Here is a 15,843-nt window from a genome sequence, read left to right as displayed (position 1 = left end):
TGTCCAAAACAGACTGAGGGGAAATGGCTGCCGTTCATCAACTGCAAGGCGTAGGAAACGCTGCTGCCGCATTGCTTGAAAAACTGAATATTTTCACCACCGACGACTTACTGTTTCATTTGCCACGTGACTATGAAGACCGCAGCACTATTATACCCATGAATCAGCTGACCGTTGGACGCAGCTATTTGCTCGAAGGCATTGTCAAAGGTGTCGACTTTCCGCCGGGTAAACGCAAATCGATGGCTGTACAACTGGACGATGATACAGGCAAAGTCACCTTACGTTTTTACCATATTTATAAAGGCATTACTGACCGTGCCAAATTGGGCGCCCGCCTGCGCATTTTTGGTGAAGTACGTGTCGGTGCACGCGGACTGGAAATGTATCATCCTGAGCTGCAGCTAATCACTGAACACACGCCGCTGCCACAAACACAGCTCACTGCCATTTACCCAGCAACTGATGGACTCACCCAGCCTAAACTGCGTGAATTTGTGAAGCAAGCTTTAGAAAGCCACAGCGATGACCTACCTGAACTGCTGCCGCAAAAATTCACCAATGGCTATGCGCTGAAACAAGCACTGGACTATATTCACCATCCGCCTGTAAATGCCAATATGCTGCAGCTGACACAAGGCTCACACCCTGCGCAGCAGCGTTTGATTTTTGAAGAATTGGTCGCGCATCAAGTCAGCCTGCTGACCCGCCGTGCTTATGTTCAGCAAATTGAAGCACCCTCATTCAGTCCAAGTAAAACTTTTGCTAAAGCCCTGCTTGGCAGCCTTCCCTTTGAAATGACTGGCGCGCAAAAGCGGGTTTCAAAAGAAATCGCCAAAGATTTAAAACAAAACAAGCCCATGCTACGTTTAGTTCAAGGTGATGTTGGCGCGGGTAAAACACTGGTTGCAGGCGTGGCTGCCTGTCATGCCTTAGAAGAAGGCTGGCAAGTGGCACTGATGGCACCGACTGAAATTTTGGCAGAACAGCATTATCTAAATTTTAAAAAATGGTTTGAGCCTTTGGGCTTAACTGTTTCTTGGCTTTCAGGCAAGCAAAAAGGCAAAGCCCGCACTGCCGCCGAGCAAAGCATACAAGACGGCAGCGCCAACTTAGTGGTCGGAACCCATGCGCTGTTTCAGGACAATGTCGCTTTTGCCAAATTGGGCTTAGTGATTATTGATGAACAGCACCGCTTTGGGGTCGATCAACGCTTGGCACTGCGTAATAAAGGCTTAAATGGCATGACATCACATCAGCTGGTGATGACGGCCACACCTATTCCCCGCACACTGGCCATGTCGGCTTATGGTGATTTGGACACTTCGGTGATTGATGAACTGCCGCCCGGCCGTACACCAATTCAAACCGTGACTATACCGCTGGACCGCCGTGAAGAAGTGCTACAACGCATTGCCACCAATTGCGCCGAAGGCAAACAGGCCTATTGGGTCTGCACGCTGGTAGAACAGTCGGAAACATTAGATGCGCAAGCTGCAGAAGCCACTTTTGCCGAAATTAAAGAACGCTTCCCCGAGCTGAATATCGGACTGGTACACGGTAAAATGAAAGCCGATGAAAAGCAGGCTGTGATGCAGCAGTTTAAGGACAATGAACTACAATTGCTGATTGCCACCACGGTCATTGAAGTGGGTGTGGATGTACCGAATGCCTCGATTATGGTGATTGAAAATGCAGAGCGTCTAGGCTTATCTCAGCTGCATCAGCTGCGTGGCCGTGTGGGGCGTGGCGCTAAAGCCAGCTTCTGCGCCCTGCTGTATAAAAACCCACTGTCGCAAAATGGGCAGGAACGCTTACGTATCATGCGTGAAACCAATGACGGTTTTATCATTGCTGAAAAAGATTTGGAAATACGTGGCCCAGGTGAACTGCTTGGCACCAAACAAACAGGCGATATGGGCTTCCGTGTAGCCAAATTAGAGCGCGATGATCATCTGCTGAATCAAGCGCATTATGCTGCGCAGCAAATATTAAAAGAACATCCTAAAAATGCAGAAGCCTTGCTGAAACGCTGGCTGCCTGAAGCACCACGCTATGCCTATGTATAACCCTAAATCTAATTCCATACTCCAGCAATTGACAGGGCTGTTTCGAAGCTTCCAGCCCTGTCAACTTTGCCATGCAGATACCCAACATTGGCATCAGGTCTGTGAGGATTGTTGGAAATCTTTACCTTGGCAAAGGCAAACCATACAGCGCCAAGGCCTACAAATCATGACACCATGTCGTTACGACTATCCACTCGATCGCATTATTCAACAGTATAAATATCAACAACAACTACAATTTCAACCACTCCTTTCAGGCTTACTCTGCTCGCTCAAACTACCCAAAAAAGTACAGGCGATTGTTCCTATGCCCATATCAACGGAACGCCTAGAAGAACGTGGTTTTAATCAGTCCTTGCTGATTGCACAAGATCTGGCAAAACACTTGGATGTACCCATTTGGCAACCTGTCACACGTTTAAAACAACACGCACAAAAAGGCTTAAGTCGTTTAGAACGTATGAGTGATATTCAACAACAATTTCAATTAACGCCACAAAATGCAGTGCGTTATCGCAATGTTCTGATTGTCGATGATGTGGTCACTACGGGCAGTTCTATTCAAGCTCTACATAATTGCCTAATCGAATTGGGGTGCCAGCAGGTACATGTCACCTGCTTAGCCGTTGCAGAAATTTAAGCGTCTTACTTACACCACAAAACTCATCTAACTGCTTAAGAAACCAATTGCTGCTTAATCCAAGGAATAATGATTTCTGTGGTCAATGGTGCCAGTGCTATGTCTTGATCATCTAAATCCACCCAACGCATTTCCGCAATTTCTGCATGCACCGTTGGAATCTGATCTAAGGTCACATGATATACATAGCTCACCAGTTGATGATCAGGTTCATTGGCTGTTGCAGTTTCAAAGCGCCCAAGATAATGCTGAATTTTAGCCTGACAGCCAATTTCTTCTGCAATTTCGCGCACAATGGTTTGTTCTGGATGCTCATTCGGTTCTAGCTTGCCACCCACCTGCATAAAGCAGGCAGTATTTTTCTTACGCACCACCAACATTTGCTGTTGTTCATTTAGCACAATGCCCGCAGCAACAGTAATCACTTTCATCTTAATGTTTCACCAAATCTTGTTGATCTGCCGCCATTCCCCATTTAGGTTGTGGCGCCGTATAGTGCATAAACTGCGTTAAAATATCTTCTATTTGATCGGATACCACCAAAGCATCTGCAAAACGGGTTTGCGTAAAACCTTTTTCCACTGTGAGCTGAATAAACTTAATTAAGTCCGTATAAAAATCATCAATATTTAAAAATGCGCAAGGTTTTAAGTGAATTCCCAATTGTGCCCAAGTCCACTGTTCAAAAATTTCTTCCAAGGTACCAGCACCACCAGGAATCGCAATAAAACCATCGGAGAGTTCCGACATTTTGGTCTTACGTTCATGCATATTTTGCACCACATGTAACTCTGTCAAATGTGGATGTGCGAGTTCACGGTCCACCAATTGCTTCGGAATCACGCCAATAACTTTACCGCCCGCCTGTAATGCACTGTCTGCAACGATGCCCATGAGACCTGAACGCCCTCCACCATATACCAAAGTGATCTGATGTTTTGCTAAGCATTGCCCGACTTGAATGGCGATTTGCTCATAAACAGGGTCCGTACCTAAAGCTGAACCACAAAAAATTGCTATAGAATTCATCATCTCTCACCCTGTTATTGAATTGTCATGCTTGGAATCTAAACTTCGTTCAGATTTTTTCATAAAATAATCATTCGAGCAGTGTATTTCTAAGCATCCTTGTCTAAAATACACGCATTCATTTTTACATACTGCGCAAGGGAGAAAAGACGGCATGCTGGAAGCCTTTTACGCCACAGAGCGCGGTAGTTTAGAAGATACCACTGTCAATGGTGACTTCGATCTACATCAAGATTTGGTCTGGCTTGACCTCATTGCTCCATCTCAAGAAGAACAGCAATGGATCATGGATGCCTATGATCAAAATATGCCTACGCTTAAATCGCTAGAAGACATTTCCTCATCTGCACGATTCTACCGTGATGATGATGGCATTTTGCATATCAGTACGTATTTTTTAACGAAAAATAAAAACTTTCAGGTCGATGGCGAAACCGAAGAAAACTCCAGTATTTTAGCAACCGTGCAGACCGTTGCTTTCATTCTTCATAAAGAGCGCCTATTTACACTGCGCGGTGAAAAACTGGTGGCCTTCCGTGCTTTTCGTGCACGGGCGCGTCGTAATGACTATGAAATTGATTATAAAGATCCAACTTGGATTTTATTGGGCTTGCTGGAAGCCAAACTCGATGAGCTTGCGGATATCTTAGAAGATATCCACAAGGACTTGGAAAAATACTCCACAGAAGTGCTAAACAATCGTCACCGTGAAATGATTTTAGATTTAGATGACATGATCACGCGCTTGGCACAATTAGAAGACATGCTTGGTAAAGCACAGCTGTGTCTTATTGACTTACGTCGTGTCCTCACCTTCTTATCTCGTCCGCGTGCGCTTGGTAGCCATATTTACGATGCAGATATTCGAGAACTGAGTGAAGATGTACGCTCATTGGTAGAACATGATGCCTTCTTATTCCAAAAAGTACGCTTCTTGCTCGACACAACTTCAGGCTTCATTAATACCGAACAGAACGATACCATTCGTCGATTCTCGATTTTACCAAGTATGCTTGCGCCTCCTATGCTGGTGGCCAGCATTTACGGCATGAATACCGATGTGCTCCCTTTCGCACATGGAACAACCAGCTTTATCGTGGTCAGCTTAATTTTAATTGCCTTCTTGATTGGCCCACTCATTTACTTCCGCTGGAAAAAATGGATTTAAGCACGCCTTGGCGCATTGCTTCAACCTGAAATACACAGCATGCTACAGATGAAATCACGATTTATCTGTAGCCCACAAAAAAGCGCCCTTAGGCGCTTTTTTTTATGAAGATCACTTTTAAATTACGATAGAATTTAAATAAGTTTCAAATCATGCTCTAAATGACAAGCTTGAATAATCTTCATCATTTTTTCAGGAACAGCTTTAAAGACTAGACCTTCTGCATTTGGTGTTTGTCTTAGCCAGCGAACCAATACCGCCAATGCTAAAGTACTACCATGCTCCAAAGCAGATAAATTCACTGTCATTGGATATTGTTGCTGTGTCTGAATAACTTTCAGCCCTTGAGCGTAATACTGTTCAGCATTACGATAATCAATTTTCCCAGTTACATGCAACTCTTGCGCAGTGAATTCAATCATCTTAAACCTGCTTATTTTTTCTTTTCAACAGCAGCTTCAGCATCAGGCTTGAAGTTCGCAATTGATTTATCCAAGTTACCGCCATTACGTTTTACAGTTGCCGCAAACTGATTACGGAATTGCAAGCCTAGGTCGATACCTGAAACGTTGATATTACGAATTTTCCATTGGCTACCTTTGTCAGCCAATTGGAACGATACTGGAATTTTTTCGCCATTGTTAATGAAGTCGATGGTCACAACAGGATTGGTTGGATTTGTCGACTTAAATGGACGCATGGTGTAGCTTTGGTTGCTGTATTTTGCAAAAGCAGAACCATAGTTTTCAATGAGCGTTTCACGGAAATTCTTTTCGAACTGAGCACGCTGTGCAGCAGTACTGTTCTGATTCGTTGCATAAGTACCCATCACAATACGTGTAAATGCTTGTGAATCAATATATGGGTCAAGATTTTGACGCACAATTGCTTTTACTGCTGCAGGGTTATTTTGCAGTTTAGATTGGTCCGCTTTCAAACGAGTGATCAACCCATCAGCCACTTTCTTAATAAATGCAGGTGGCGTTTCAGATGGTGCTGCAAAAGCGGTACCTGCAAGCATGGTCGAAAGTATGCTAGCTGTTAAGGTTTGTTTCACCAAAGTATTCACGTGTTTTCTCCTCAAAAAACTATTCTGTAAATGACGGTTCTGCATCTGCCGTAGTATCCGTCTCTTCAGCTTTAGCGTCAGATGACTTACCAGCACCACCGGTTACAAATTTGGTAATTAAGTCTTCAATTTCCATCGTGCCCTGTGTGTTCACAATTTGAGAATCACGCTTCAAATAGTTCAAACCACCACCCGGTACAATTTTCAAATATTTCTCACCCAACAGACCGTTGGTTGCAACCATAATATAAGCATCTTCATCAATATTCGTGATGGATTTCATGTTAGCAATAAGTTGCTTTTCCATTTCTTTTTGTTGTGCTGGATCGGCCTCCTCATAATCCGAACTATAACGTAGCTCTTCTAAGGCATCTTTTTGTACTTGCTTTAATTGTTCTGGATTAAACGTCGTTAAGCTACCATCCATCGTAAGATGTACTGTCGCTAAACGCGTCATTGGATCGAGTGTAATTGAATCTACTTGTCCAATTTTAACACCACTCATTGCAACTTTTGCACGGGGTTTAATGCCATTCACATTTTCAAAAACAGCAGTCATTTCATAGCTGTCTTTTAAATTATTGCCCACCAAACCACTCACACGCATGGCCAAGAAAAATAAAGCAATACCAAATAAAATAACAAAAATGCCGACGGCCAGCTCACTCGTACGTGATTTCATTAAATACCTCCGAACATGACCGCAGTCAACACGAAATCAAAACCTAAAACACACAGCGACGAATACACCACTGTACGTGTTGTAGAAGTTGCAATACCTTCAGATGTTGGCTCACAAGCATAGCCTTGATACACCGCAATCCATGTACAAATTAGTGCGAACACAAAACTTTTAATAATTGTGCCGTTTAGCACATCTTTAAAAAATTGCACGCTATTTTCGATACCACTCCAGTACGAACCTTCATCCGCACCCAAGAAGTCCACACCGACCAACTTACCGCCCATAATACCAACAGCGGCAAATATGACGGATAACATTGGAAGGCTAATAATGCCTGCCCACAAACGCGGTGAAATCACACGTTTCAAAGGGTCTACACCAATCATTTCCATACTTGATAGCTGTTCAGTGGCTTTCATTAAACCAATTTCAGCAGTTAATGCCGAGCCTGCACGGCCTGCAAACAATAAAGCCGCCACAACAGGTGCAAGTTCTCTTAACAATGTGAGTGCAACTGCAGTCCCCAGCATGGCTTCACTACCAAATGTAGACAAAATGCTATACATCTGTAGGCCCAAGACTGAACCAATAAATAAGCCAGATACAGTAATAATCAGCAGGGACAACACCCCAACACGATACATCTGATAAATAAACAGCTTTACCCCAAGCCATGTGGGCAAAGAGCATAAAATTTGCAACAACATAATAAATGCTGTGCCAATGCCTTGGACACGTTCAATGACGCGTCTACCTAATGCGGCAATTGCATTCATGAACGAACCTCTTGCGACAAATATGGCTGATGGCTAAATTGATAATCGACAGGACCATCGACTGAACCTGTAAGGAATTGACGTACAAAAGGTGAAGCATGTGCTTTCAGCTCAGCGGGAGTCCCCTCACCCTGAACTTTGCCTTCTGCAACCACATAAATATAATCGGCAATCGATAAGGTTTCTGCCACATCATGCGACACAATAATAGTGGTAAGATCCAAAGCTTCACGCAAAGAGCGAATTAAACGGGTTAATACCCCCATCACAATTGGGTCTTGGCCTGCAAAGGGCTCATCATACATAATCAGCTCTGGATCAAGCGCAATTGCACGTGCCAATGCCACACGACGATTCATCCCGCCAGAGAGCTCTGCAGGCATAAACTGTTCTGTGCCACGCAAACCTACAGATTCAAGCTTCAGAGAAACCAACTCTGATACTAAATATTCAGGTAACTTCGTATGTGCACGGATTGGAAAGGCCACGTTTTCATATACGGACATATCGGTAAATAATGCACCACTTTGAAAAAGCATGCCCATACGCGCACGTGCAGCAAATAATTCCTGACGTGACATTTGGCCAATATTTTTACCATCTAGGAGGACTTCACCTGCATCGGGCACCAACTGACCACCAATAAGACGCAATAAGGTGGTTTTACCCGTACCTGACGGCCCCATAATAGCGGTGATTTGACCACGACGAATGGTTAAGCTGACATTGTCATAAATGACACGCTCTCCTCGCTTAAAACTCAAGTTTTTCACTTCAATGAGTGATTGAGCCTGAAGAGGTGTTTGATTATTCATAGCTGAGCTTATTCCTGCATTTTTTCAGCACGCATACTATAAAGGATTCAAGAACATAATGTTACCTTTCCATGTAACACAAGATGACTAAATTATAGTGTGTTTTTTATTTTTTATTTTTTCAAAACTGGTTAAAACAAGGCGTACGAGTTTAAACCCAATGATTATAGATATAATAAACAATATTGCTTAAAAATAAAGCTAAACCGATATAAGGCATAAGCACCTCCAAAGAAGAAGCTTGTAAAAACCACTTGCTAACATTCAACATATTTATCAAATAAAACAAGAAACATGATCAAGTATACATTTTATCAAAAAAAGGACAAATAAAAACCGGCGAATGGCCGGTTTTTATCTTTATTTCAGACGAAATTCAATTAGTCATTGAATTTTCGACCGCGTTCGCCATCTTCACGACGTGGACGGTCTGAATTAAATTCGCGACGTGGACGGTCATCACCAAAGCTACGTTTTGGACGGTCACCGAAAGAACCTTCACGACGTGCTGGACGATCACCAAAATCACGTTTTGGACGGTCACCGAAAGAACCTTCACGACGTGGTTTGTAATCTACGCGATTGCCACGGTTGTCATCATTCGAGTCAAAACGTGGTTTATCGTTGAAGCCACCTTCGCGACGTGGACGATCATTGTTGAATTCACGACGTGGACGGTCTTCGAAACCACCTTCACGGCGTGGACGATCGTTGTTAAATTCGCGACGTGGACGGTCTTCGAAACCACCTTCACGGCGTGGACGATCGTTGTTGAATTCGCGACGTGGACGGTCTTCACCACCGAATGAACGGCGTTCGCCATCACGGCCACCTTCACGACGTTTGAAGTTGCTTTCGCCTTCAAAACGACGACCGCCACCAAAACCGCCACGACCACCGCGACCACCGTCACGACGACCACGACCGCCATCACGGCTACCGCGTGCAGGAGGTGGAGATGGCTCAAGGCCTTCAATTTCAGAAACTTCTAAACGTGCATCTAGGTAATCTTCTAAAGCACGGATTTTACCGCGTTCACGGTAAGTTGCTAAAGTGATTGCTTTACCAGTACGGCCCGCACGACCTGTACGACCAATACGGTGTACATAGTCTTCGTTCTTCATTGGAAGACCAAAGTTAATTACGTGAGAGATTGTTGGTACGTCAAGACCACGTGCTGCAACGTCAGTTGCAACTAAGATTTTTGCACGACCTTCACGGATGCTACGTAAACGACGGTTACGTACAGTTTGTGGCATAGCACCGTGAAGCGCTACAACTGAGTGACCTGCTTCAGCAAGTTCTTCAGCCAACATATCTGTGTCTTCTTGAGTAGAAGCGAATACAACTGCTTGATCAAGATCTTCTTCGCTCAACCAATGAGTAAGAAGTTTTTTCTTGTGCTCAAAACCATCAGTCCAGTGTAAAGTCTGAGTGATGTCTGTATTTGTTGTATGACCTGTTTCAATTGCAATACGTTCAGGTTCATTCATCATGCGTTCAGCAAGTGTAATGATACGTGGTGCAAAAGTTGCAGAGAACATTAATGTTTGTTTACGGTTCGCAGCCAAATCACTGATTGCTTCTAGGTCTTCAGAGAAACCAAGATCAAGCATACGGTCAGCTTCATCGACAATTAACGCGTCAACTTTGTCTAATTTAATTTGACGACGGTTTACCAAGTCAAGTAAACGACCTGGAGTCGCAACAACAACTTGTGCGCCTTTTAATTGTTGGATTTGTTTACCAAAAGGCATACCACCCATAATTGCAGCAATACGAACACCTTTCATGTGACGTACGAATGCAATTGCGTCTTGACTCACTTGTTGAGCCAACTCACGCGTTGGACATAAAACCAAAATATTAGGTTGAGTAATCGCTTTCATACGTTCTTTAAACGGTACGAAAGTATCTTGGTCAGCTAATGCATTTAAAGTTGGGAGTAAGAATGCAGCTGTTTTACCAGAACCTGTTTGGCTTGATACTAAAAGGTCTTTACCTTCTAAAGCCGCAGGAATTGATTGCTCTTGTACAGGAGTTGGCGCAGTAAAACCTAAGCTTTGTAGAGCTTGTTGCAGGGACTCGTGTAGAGGAAATTCAGCAAAAGTTTTGCTCATAGAGTTTTTCACCCGAAAAATGGGTGCTCCATTAAAATAAAGTCAATTGGACATCGGCAAAAAGCGGTACAGCAATAAACGCTGACAATCTAAGATTCAGCGGCGATCCGAGTAACGACGATGTGATATAACGCACGCATGATTACGGCTAAACCTGAAGGAATCGCTAAAGCGATTGGGGCGCGAGATATCGTCCTCTCTTTGGACCGCACGCGCATACACAATGATTTGAAGAGAAATGTTCAGGTAATGAACGAAAATAAGTGCGTGGGCGGATTATATCAGAATAATTTTAAAAGTCATCCTTTTTAGTCAACTTGAAACAACAAATTCAAAAAACATATATTTATTTGCTGTCTAGCATACAAAAATTTGACTGATAGATACTCCATATTTTATTAAAGTACTCCTTTATTCAACCCTTTAGGCGCCGCGAGAAGTGTCATTAAAAAATTAACAATATTTTCTGGTGTATCGTGGGTAATGACCCGTGTACACGCGAAAGAAGCATATTGATCAAAACGCTGTGAAATTTTTAAGCATTCTTTTTCAGGATCTGCCTGAAGATATGCTCTGTTTAATTGCCTCTGCACAATAAGATCAATACATTGTTTTTTATCTAATGATGGTAAAAATACATAGGTCTGTGCTTCGGCTAACAGTTGATGCTTAATGGTCTTATATTCTGCATCCTGATCTAGTGCTTAGGTCATAAACCCAGATGAACACACTAAAATGACAGATTGTTCTGGCTGAATTGATCTTCGCAGTTGTTGATACAAAGTGATATTACGGCGTGCATAGGCCAAATAGCCGTGCTGTTGAATATATAAAGAGATATCCCCTTCCATCTTTAGGAAATATTCATCCAAATCTATACAGACAGCCCCTATTTTAGGAGCAAGTTGCTTTGCGATCGTTGTTTTGCCTGCACCGCCAGGCCCAATAAACTGAATTAACATATTCTGCACTCTAGTTGGAGATGGGCCATTCAAACACCTGCTCAAGCTCTGTCATTTTTTATTTCTTAAATTTATTATTTTTATCAGTCTAAATATAAGCCCAATAAAAAACCCTCATCAATGAGGGTTTTTTTAAACTCGAACTACAGATAAGTTGAATAACTTATTTAGCAGCTTCGCCCCAAGCAGGAACTACAGCTTGCATTAATGGTTTTAACATTTTCATAGAACATGCGATCACTTGACCGTTTTCCATAGAATCTGAACCGCCGCGTGCATCTACTACAGTACCGCCCGCTTCTTTCACAATCAGCTCACCTGCAGCGATATCCCAAGGCTTTAAGCCAAGTTCAAAGTAGCCATCTAAACGGCCAGCAGCCACATAAGCTAAATCAAGGGCAGCAGAACCAGCACGGCGGTATTGAGCACCTGCTTCAGTTACATTTAATAATGAATCGAAGTGATTTTTTGCATAAGACACTACTTCACCATTACGGACTTTACGGTAAGCATGGCCTACACCCATAAAGGTATTTTCTAAGCTGTCTTTTACATTTACACGAATACGGCGTTGGTTCAACATTGCGCCACGACCACGGCTTGCAGAGAATAACTCATCTTTTACAGGGTCATAAATAACACCGTGTTGAGTTACACCTTTATGTTGAACAGCAATAGATACACAGAAATGTGGGAAACCATTAATAAAGTTTAAAGTGCCATCAAGTGGGTCAATAATCCAACACCAATCAGCGTCATGACCTTTACCTTCTTGAAGACCAAACTCTTCACCTAGGAAGCTGTGGTTTTTATAGCTTTTACGAAGCGTGTCGATAGTCAACTGCTCAATGTAGCGATCTACACGTGTTACAGGACCGTCGATGCCTTTTTCTTCAACTTGCAAATCGAGTTTATGACGATTTTGATGCGCTTTTAAAAGCTCTTGACCAACTAATTGAGCCGCACGCGCAGCCATCACCACCATAGGTTCCATTGAACACCCACTACAAATTTGAAGACACTGATAAAGAATAATGCATAAAAGCCCGTACATTTTAGCAAATATACGGGCTTTTAGGCAAAAAATGTTTCTAAACGTATTTAAAAAAATAAATTCAGCGATTTAAACGAGTTTCGACCACGCACGTTGTACTGATTTTTCAATACCTTCGGCATCAAGGCCAGCTAATTGCAACATTTGTCCATGTGAGGCTTGATGTAAAAATTCATCTGCCAAACCTAAGTTCAATGTTGGTTTCACAATACCTGCCTTCGCGAGATATTCATTCACTGCACTACCCGCACCCGCCATTACAGCATGCTCTTCAACCGTCACAAATAAAGCCGTGCTATCTGCAAGACGATCCAACAATGCTTCATCTAATGGTTTCACATAACGCATATTGACGATACGAACCGCTAAACCTTGTGTTGCTAAGGCTTGTGCAGCTTCAAAAGCAGGCTGTACACGACTACCAAACGCTAAGATTGAAATGCTTGGGCCTGCCGCCTCATTAAAGCTTGCTAAAACTTCTGCTTCGCCAATGTTCATGGCCTGAAGTTCGCTTTGGATACTCACCCCTAAACCATTACCACGTGGGTAACGTACTGCTGTTGGGCCTGGATATAAATATGCCGTATGAAGCATTTGGCGACATTCATTTTCATCTTTTGGCGCCATGATCACCATATTCGGAATGGTACGCATATAAGCGTAGTCATAGGCACCCGCATGGGTTGGGCCATCCTCGCCCACCAAACCTGCACGGTCAATCCCAAAAGTCACATCAAGGTTTTGTAATGCAACATCATGGATAAGCTGGTCATAACCACGTTGTAAGAAGGTGGAATAAATCGCGACAACAGGTTTTAAACCTTCACATGCCATACCTGCAGCCAAAGTGACCGCATGTTGTTCTGCAATAGCGACATCAAAATAACGCTGTGGAAAATCTTGGGCAAATTTTACCATGCCGGAACCTTCACACATGGCCGGTGTAATTGCGATTAAGCGCTCATCTTGTGCCGCTTCATCACATAGCCACTGACCAAATACATCTGAATATTTTGGCGCAGTTGTAGACGATGCGGGTGCGTTAAGTTTGCTAATCGCATGATATTTGATTTGATCCGCTTCTGCTGGTGCAAAACCTTTGCCCTTTTTGGTATAGACATGTACCAAACGTGGACCTTTGCGCTTTTTCACTGCTTCAAAAACTTGAGTCAATTGCACAACATCATGACCATCAAAAGGGCCAAAATAATCAAAACCAATGGCTTTAAATAGATTGTCCGCCGCATCTGTGGCTGCGCTGTGTAAACGTGAGTTATAAGTCCATTCAGGATGAGGTTGTAGATAAGCCTCGCCCTGTTCGGTGATATTGACTGACTCACCTTTACCCCAAATGGCCGCCAAGTGTTTGGCAAAACCGCCTGTGCTACATGAAATCGACATATCGTTGTCATTCAATACAACAATTAAATCTGCATCATGTGCAACTGCATCGTTCATAGCTTCAAAAGCCATACCCGCAGTCATTGCGCCATCCCCTACAATAGCAACAACTTCACAAGGGTCTTTTTGATAACGGCGTGCCAATGACATGCCTAAACCTGCAGAAATTGCCGTTGAAGAATGGCCTACGCCAAATGTGTCGTACTCTGACTCTTCACGCGCAGGAAAGGCCGCTAAGCCATCTTTAGCACGAATAGTGACGAGTTGTTCACGGCGCCCTGTTAGCGCTTTATGTGGATAGGCTTGATGCCCCACATCCCAAATCAGGCGATCGCGTGGTGTGTTAAAACAGTAATGCAACGCAACGGTCAATTCAATCACGCCAAGATTTGCGCCAAAGTGTCCGCCGCTTTGTCCTGCTGCATATATAATAAATTGACGTAACTCATCCGCCACTTGTTCGAGCTGCGTGCTTTCAAGCAGACGGAGCTGTTGAGGTAGCTCAATGCTGTCCAGCAGCGATGTAATGGGGCGATGAGACGGTATTTCTGTATACAGCATAATATGGCAAAGCCTTCTAAAGCCTGGCAAATCCTAAGCTAGGTCAAATGGATATTCGATGATTATATCGAATTGTATCACCTTCAATCAGCCATATTTCTAGCGATGCAATTTTAAGTTCAACTCAAAATTGGGTGTTATGTTTAAGTGTAGGAGATTATCCTGAATAATCTGACTATTTATCAACTATTATCGTTCTCTTTATGCAAAAAAAGAAAATGTTCTGCACAAAATCGTAACTGCAATTCTACCAATGTCCAAGCATTACGCTATACTTTAAACAATTTACAATCAATTATTCGGGTTTGACTGTGCCTATAGAATTTGTCGCGACTTCCAGATTACCGACCGCTTTTGGTGAATTTAAAATTTCAGTATTTCAAGACCCACACACCGGCGAAGAACATGTCGCACTCTCTAAAGGCTTAGAAACCGCACCAACGGGTGCTGTTTTAGTTCGCATTCATTCAGAATGTTTAACAGGTGATGCCTTTGCATCACTCAAGTGTGACTGTGGTCCACAACTACAAGCAACACAACAACTGATTAATGATGCAGGTCAAGGCGTAATTTTATATTTACGTCAGGAAGGTCGCGGTATTGGTCTTACCAATAAAATCCGTGCTTATGCCCTACAAGATCAAGGTCATGACACTGTAGATGCAAACCTTATGTTGAATTTACCTGCGGATGCACGTACTTACGATATGTGTAGCATTATGCTGGCGCATTTACAGGTCAACGAAGTCCGCCTCATTACCAATAATCCGTTAAAACTTAAAGCATTAACAGACCTCGGCATTAATGTGGTAGACCGTGTTCCGCTTACAGTGGGTTTAAATAAATTCAATGAAGAATATTTAAAAACCAAACATGATCGGATGTCGCACATGTACGATAAAGATGATTTTTAAATAAAAGCATGAATTAAGAATAATCAGAGATTGAACACATGAAGCTAACCACGATTCTATTTGTGTTCAGTCTCTTCTTATTTGCCAACGTGTGTAAAGCCGATCTAGCACCAGCAAATGCCCAAAACACGCAAGCACCCACCATTCAAAAACTACAACAATTTCAGACGAACAATCGTTTTGCTTATGGCAGCGCTTCTGATGCAACATTACAAGAGCACATTTTAAAAAATCAAATTAATCAATCTATTGAAAGTACACGACAAGCATTTATCCGTCTCTATCAAAGCAATAGCCAACCAAGTAAACAACAGTTATTACACATCTTATCCAATGGGATTAACCAAATAAATCCAAACAGTTTATATACTGATGATCGCGAGCAAGTTGCGACTATTTTTGAAAATTTTTTAGATGTTATTGGCTTAGAAAGTTCAGACGGAATACTCAACACATGGATATATGGCAAAGAAATTACTGACCTAATTACCAAACCTAAAGCGCAATGACGACAAATCGATGTGAAGCATCCATTTTTTACTCGGCTATATTTTTTTTTGCTAAACACATCTCCCTCTCT

The 15,843-nt window shown here is 42.8% G+C and carries 16 protein-coding genes; 5 read left to right on the top strand and 11 right to left on the bottom strand.

The genetic code is table 11. The annotated features are described in order from the left end of the window. Nucleotides 1-23 precede the first annotated feature (23 nt). A complete protein-coding gene (recG, locus tag C9E88_RS02195) occupies nt 24-2,069 on the top strand; it encodes an ATP-dependent DNA helicase RecG (RefSeq protein WP_106984018.1) in 2,046 nt (681 codons plus the stop codon). Beyond that, nucleotides 2,056-2,709, top strand: a complete 654-nt coding sequence (locus tag C9E88_RS02190; protein ID WP_425267151.1) for a ComF family protein — start codon at nt 2,056-2,058, stop codon at nt 2,707-2,709. The genes recG and C9E88_RS02190 overlap by 14 nt, the downstream gene beginning before the upstream one ends. Nucleotides 2,710-2,744: 35 nt before the next feature. Here C9E88_RS02190 and C9E88_RS02185 read toward each other — a convergent pair whose 3' ends face one another. Together C9E88_RS02185 and C9E88_RS02180 are read right to left on the bottom strand one after the other, a co-directional pair. After that, on the bottom strand, nt 2,745-3,140 hold the full coding sequence (locus C9E88_RS02185; RefSeq protein WP_106984017.1) for an NUDIX hydrolase: 396 nt from the start codon (nt 3,138-3,140) through the stop codon (nt 2,745-2,747). A gap of 1 nt (nt 3,141) precedes the next feature. Further along, entirely contained in the window at nt 3,142-3,738 is a 597-nt protein-coding gene (locus C9E88_RS02180; protein ID WP_106984016.1) for an LOG family protein, read from the bottom strand. A gap of 154 nt (nt 3,739-3,892) precedes the next feature. Here C9E88_RS02180 and C9E88_RS02175 point away from each other — a divergent pair, with 154 nt between their 5' ends. Beyond that, the gene (locus C9E88_RS02175; protein WP_106984015.1) at nt 3,893-4,906 is read left to right on the top strand and encodes a CorA family divalent cation transporter; all 1,014 of its coding nucleotides are present in this window, start codon (nt 3,893-3,895) and stop codon (nt 4,904-4,906) included. A 134-nt stretch (nt 4,907-5,040) separates the two neighbouring features. On the opposite strand, the gene C9E88_RS02170 is transcribed toward C9E88_RS02175, so the two are convergent. The 9 genes from C9E88_RS02170 to dxs all read right to left on the bottom strand — a co-directional run bounded on the left by C9E88_RS02170 (nt 5,041) and on the right by dxs (nt 14,349). Beyond that, nucleotides 5,041-5,328, bottom strand: a complete 288-nt coding sequence (locus tag C9E88_RS02170; protein WP_106984014.1) for an STAS domain-containing protein — start codon at nt 5,326-5,328, stop codon at nt 5,041-5,043. Nucleotides 5,329-5,339: 11 nt separating this feature from the next. Further along, nucleotides 5,340-5,975 (bottom strand): MlaC/ttg2D family ABC transporter substrate-binding protein, encoded by a 636-nt coding sequence (locus C9E88_RS02165; protein WP_106984013.1) that lies wholly within the window; start codon nt 5,973-5,975, stop codon nt 5,340-5,342. Nucleotides 5,976-5,994: 19 nt separating this feature from the next. Next, nucleotides 5,995-6,657, bottom strand: a complete 663-nt coding sequence (gene mlaD / locus C9E88_RS02160; protein ID WP_106984012.1) for an outer membrane lipid asymmetry maintenance protein MlaD — start codon at nt 6,655-6,657, stop codon at nt 5,995-5,997. Next, nucleotides 6,657-7,436 carry a lipid asymmetry maintenance ABC transporter permease subunit MlaE gene (gene mlaE / locus C9E88_RS02155; protein WP_106984011.1) on the bottom strand — a complete coding sequence of 260 codons (780 nt, stop codon included), beginning with the start codon at nt 7,434-7,436 and terminating at the stop codon, nt 6,657-6,659. Before mlaE ends, mlaD begins: the two co-directional genes overlap by 1 nt. Then, a complete protein-coding gene (locus C9E88_RS02150; protein ID WP_106984010.1) occupies nt 7,433-8,251 on the bottom strand; it encodes an ABC transporter ATP-binding protein in 819 nt (272 codons plus the stop codon). Before C9E88_RS02150 ends, mlaE begins: the two co-directional genes overlap by 4 nt. 380 nt (nt 8,252-8,631) lie before the next feature. Then, on the bottom strand, nt 8,632-10,371 hold the full coding sequence (locus tag C9E88_RS02145) for a DEAD/DEAH box helicase (RefSeq protein WP_106984009.1): 1,740 nt from the start codon (nt 10,369-10,371) through the stop codon (nt 8,632-8,634). 704 nt (nt 10,372-11,075) lie between these two features. Further along, nucleotides 11,076-11,333, bottom strand: coding sequence for an AAA family ATPase (locus C9E88_RS02140; protein WP_106984008.1), 258 nt, complete (start codon nt 11,331-11,333; stop codon nt 11,076-11,078). Between the two features lie 163 nt (nt 11,334-11,496). Next, nucleotides 11,497-12,327 (bottom strand): inositol monophosphatase family protein, encoded by an 831-nt coding sequence (locus C9E88_RS02135; protein WP_106984007.1) that lies wholly within the window; start codon nt 12,325-12,327, stop codon nt 11,497-11,499. A 129-nt stretch (nt 12,328-12,456) separates the two neighbouring features. Then, a complete protein-coding gene (gene dxs / locus C9E88_RS02130) occupies nt 12,457-14,349 on the bottom strand; it encodes a 1-deoxy-D-xylulose-5-phosphate synthase (protein WP_106984006.1) in 1,893 nt (630 codons plus the stop codon). Nucleotides 14,350-14,660: 311 nt separating this feature from the next. Between dxs and ribA the strand changes: the two genes are divergently transcribed. Together ribA and C9E88_RS02120 are read left to right on the top strand one after the other, a co-directional pair. Next, nucleotides 14,661-15,263 carry a GTP cyclohydrolase II gene (ribA, locus tag C9E88_RS02125; protein ID WP_106984005.1) on the top strand — a complete coding sequence of 201 codons (603 nt, stop codon included), beginning with the start codon at nt 14,661-14,663 and terminating at the stop codon, nt 15,261-15,263. 38 nt (nt 15,264-15,301) lie between these two features. Next, nucleotides 15,302-15,772, top strand: coding sequence for a DUF4844 domain-containing protein (locus tag C9E88_RS02120; protein ID WP_106984004.1), 471 nt, complete (start codon nt 15,302-15,304; stop codon nt 15,770-15,772). Nucleotides 15,773-15,843 lie beyond the last annotated feature (71 nt).

Source organism: Acinetobacter cumulans, from assembly GCF_003024525.3.
Lineage (GTDB): Bacteria > Pseudomonadota > Gammaproteobacteria > Pseudomonadales > Moraxellaceae > Acinetobacter > Acinetobacter cumulans.
The sequence above is the reverse complement of the archived record's forward strand: the minus strand, read 5'-3'. Positions and strand labels throughout refer to the sequence as shown.

Coding starts and splice junctions, on each gene's coding strand:
- C9E88_RS02150 (WP_106984010.1), bottom strand. CDS start 8,251: ATGAATAATCAAACACCTCTTCAGGCTCAATCACTCATTGAAGTGAAA.
- C9E88_RS02170 (WP_106984014.1), bottom strand. CDS start 5,328: ATGATTGAATTCACTGCGCAAGAGTTGCATGTAACTGGGAAAATTGAT.
- C9E88_RS02140 (WP_106984008.1), bottom strand. CDS start 11,333: ATGTTAATTCAGTTTATTGGGCCTGGCGGTGCAGGCAAAACAACGATC.
- mlaD (WP_106984012.1), bottom strand. CDS start 6,657: ATGAAATCACGTACGAGTGAGCTGGCCGTCGGCATTTTTGTTATTTTA.
- C9E88_RS02185 (WP_106984017.1), bottom strand. CDS start 3,140: ATGAAAGTGATTACTGTTGCTGCGGGCATTGTGCTAAATGAACAACAG.
- C9E88_RS02175 (WP_106984015.1), top strand. CDS start 3,893: ATGCTGGAAGCCTTTTACGCCACAGAGCGCGGTAGTTTAGAAGATACC.
- C9E88_RS02120 (WP_106984004.1), top strand. CDS start 15,302: ATGAAGCTAACCACGATTCTATTTGTGTTCAGTCTCTTCTTATTTGCC.
- C9E88_RS02145 (WP_106984009.1), bottom strand. CDS start 10,371: ATGAGCAAAACTTTTGCTGAATTTCCTCTACACGAGTCCCTGCAACAA.
- C9E88_RS02190 (WP_425267151.1), top strand. CDS start 2,056: ATGCCTATGTATAACCCTAAATCTAATTCCATACTCCAGCAATTGACA.
- C9E88_RS02180 (WP_106984016.1), bottom strand. CDS start 3,738: ATGAATTCTATAGCAATTTTTTGTGGTTCAGCTTTAGGTACGGACCCT.
- dxs (WP_106984006.1), bottom strand. CDS start 14,349: ATGCTGTATACAGAAATACCGTCTCATCGCCCCATTACATCGCTGCTG.
- recG (WP_106984018.1), top strand. CDS start 24: ATGGCTGCCGTTCATCAACTGCAAGGCGTAGGAAACGCTGCTGCCGCA.
- mlaE (WP_106984011.1), bottom strand. CDS start 7,436: ATGAATGCAATTGCCGCATTAGGTAGACGCGTCATTGAACGTGTCCAA.
- C9E88_RS02135 (WP_106984007.1), bottom strand. CDS start 12,327: ATGGAACCTATGGTGGTGATGGCTGCGCGTGCGGCTCAATTAGTTGGT.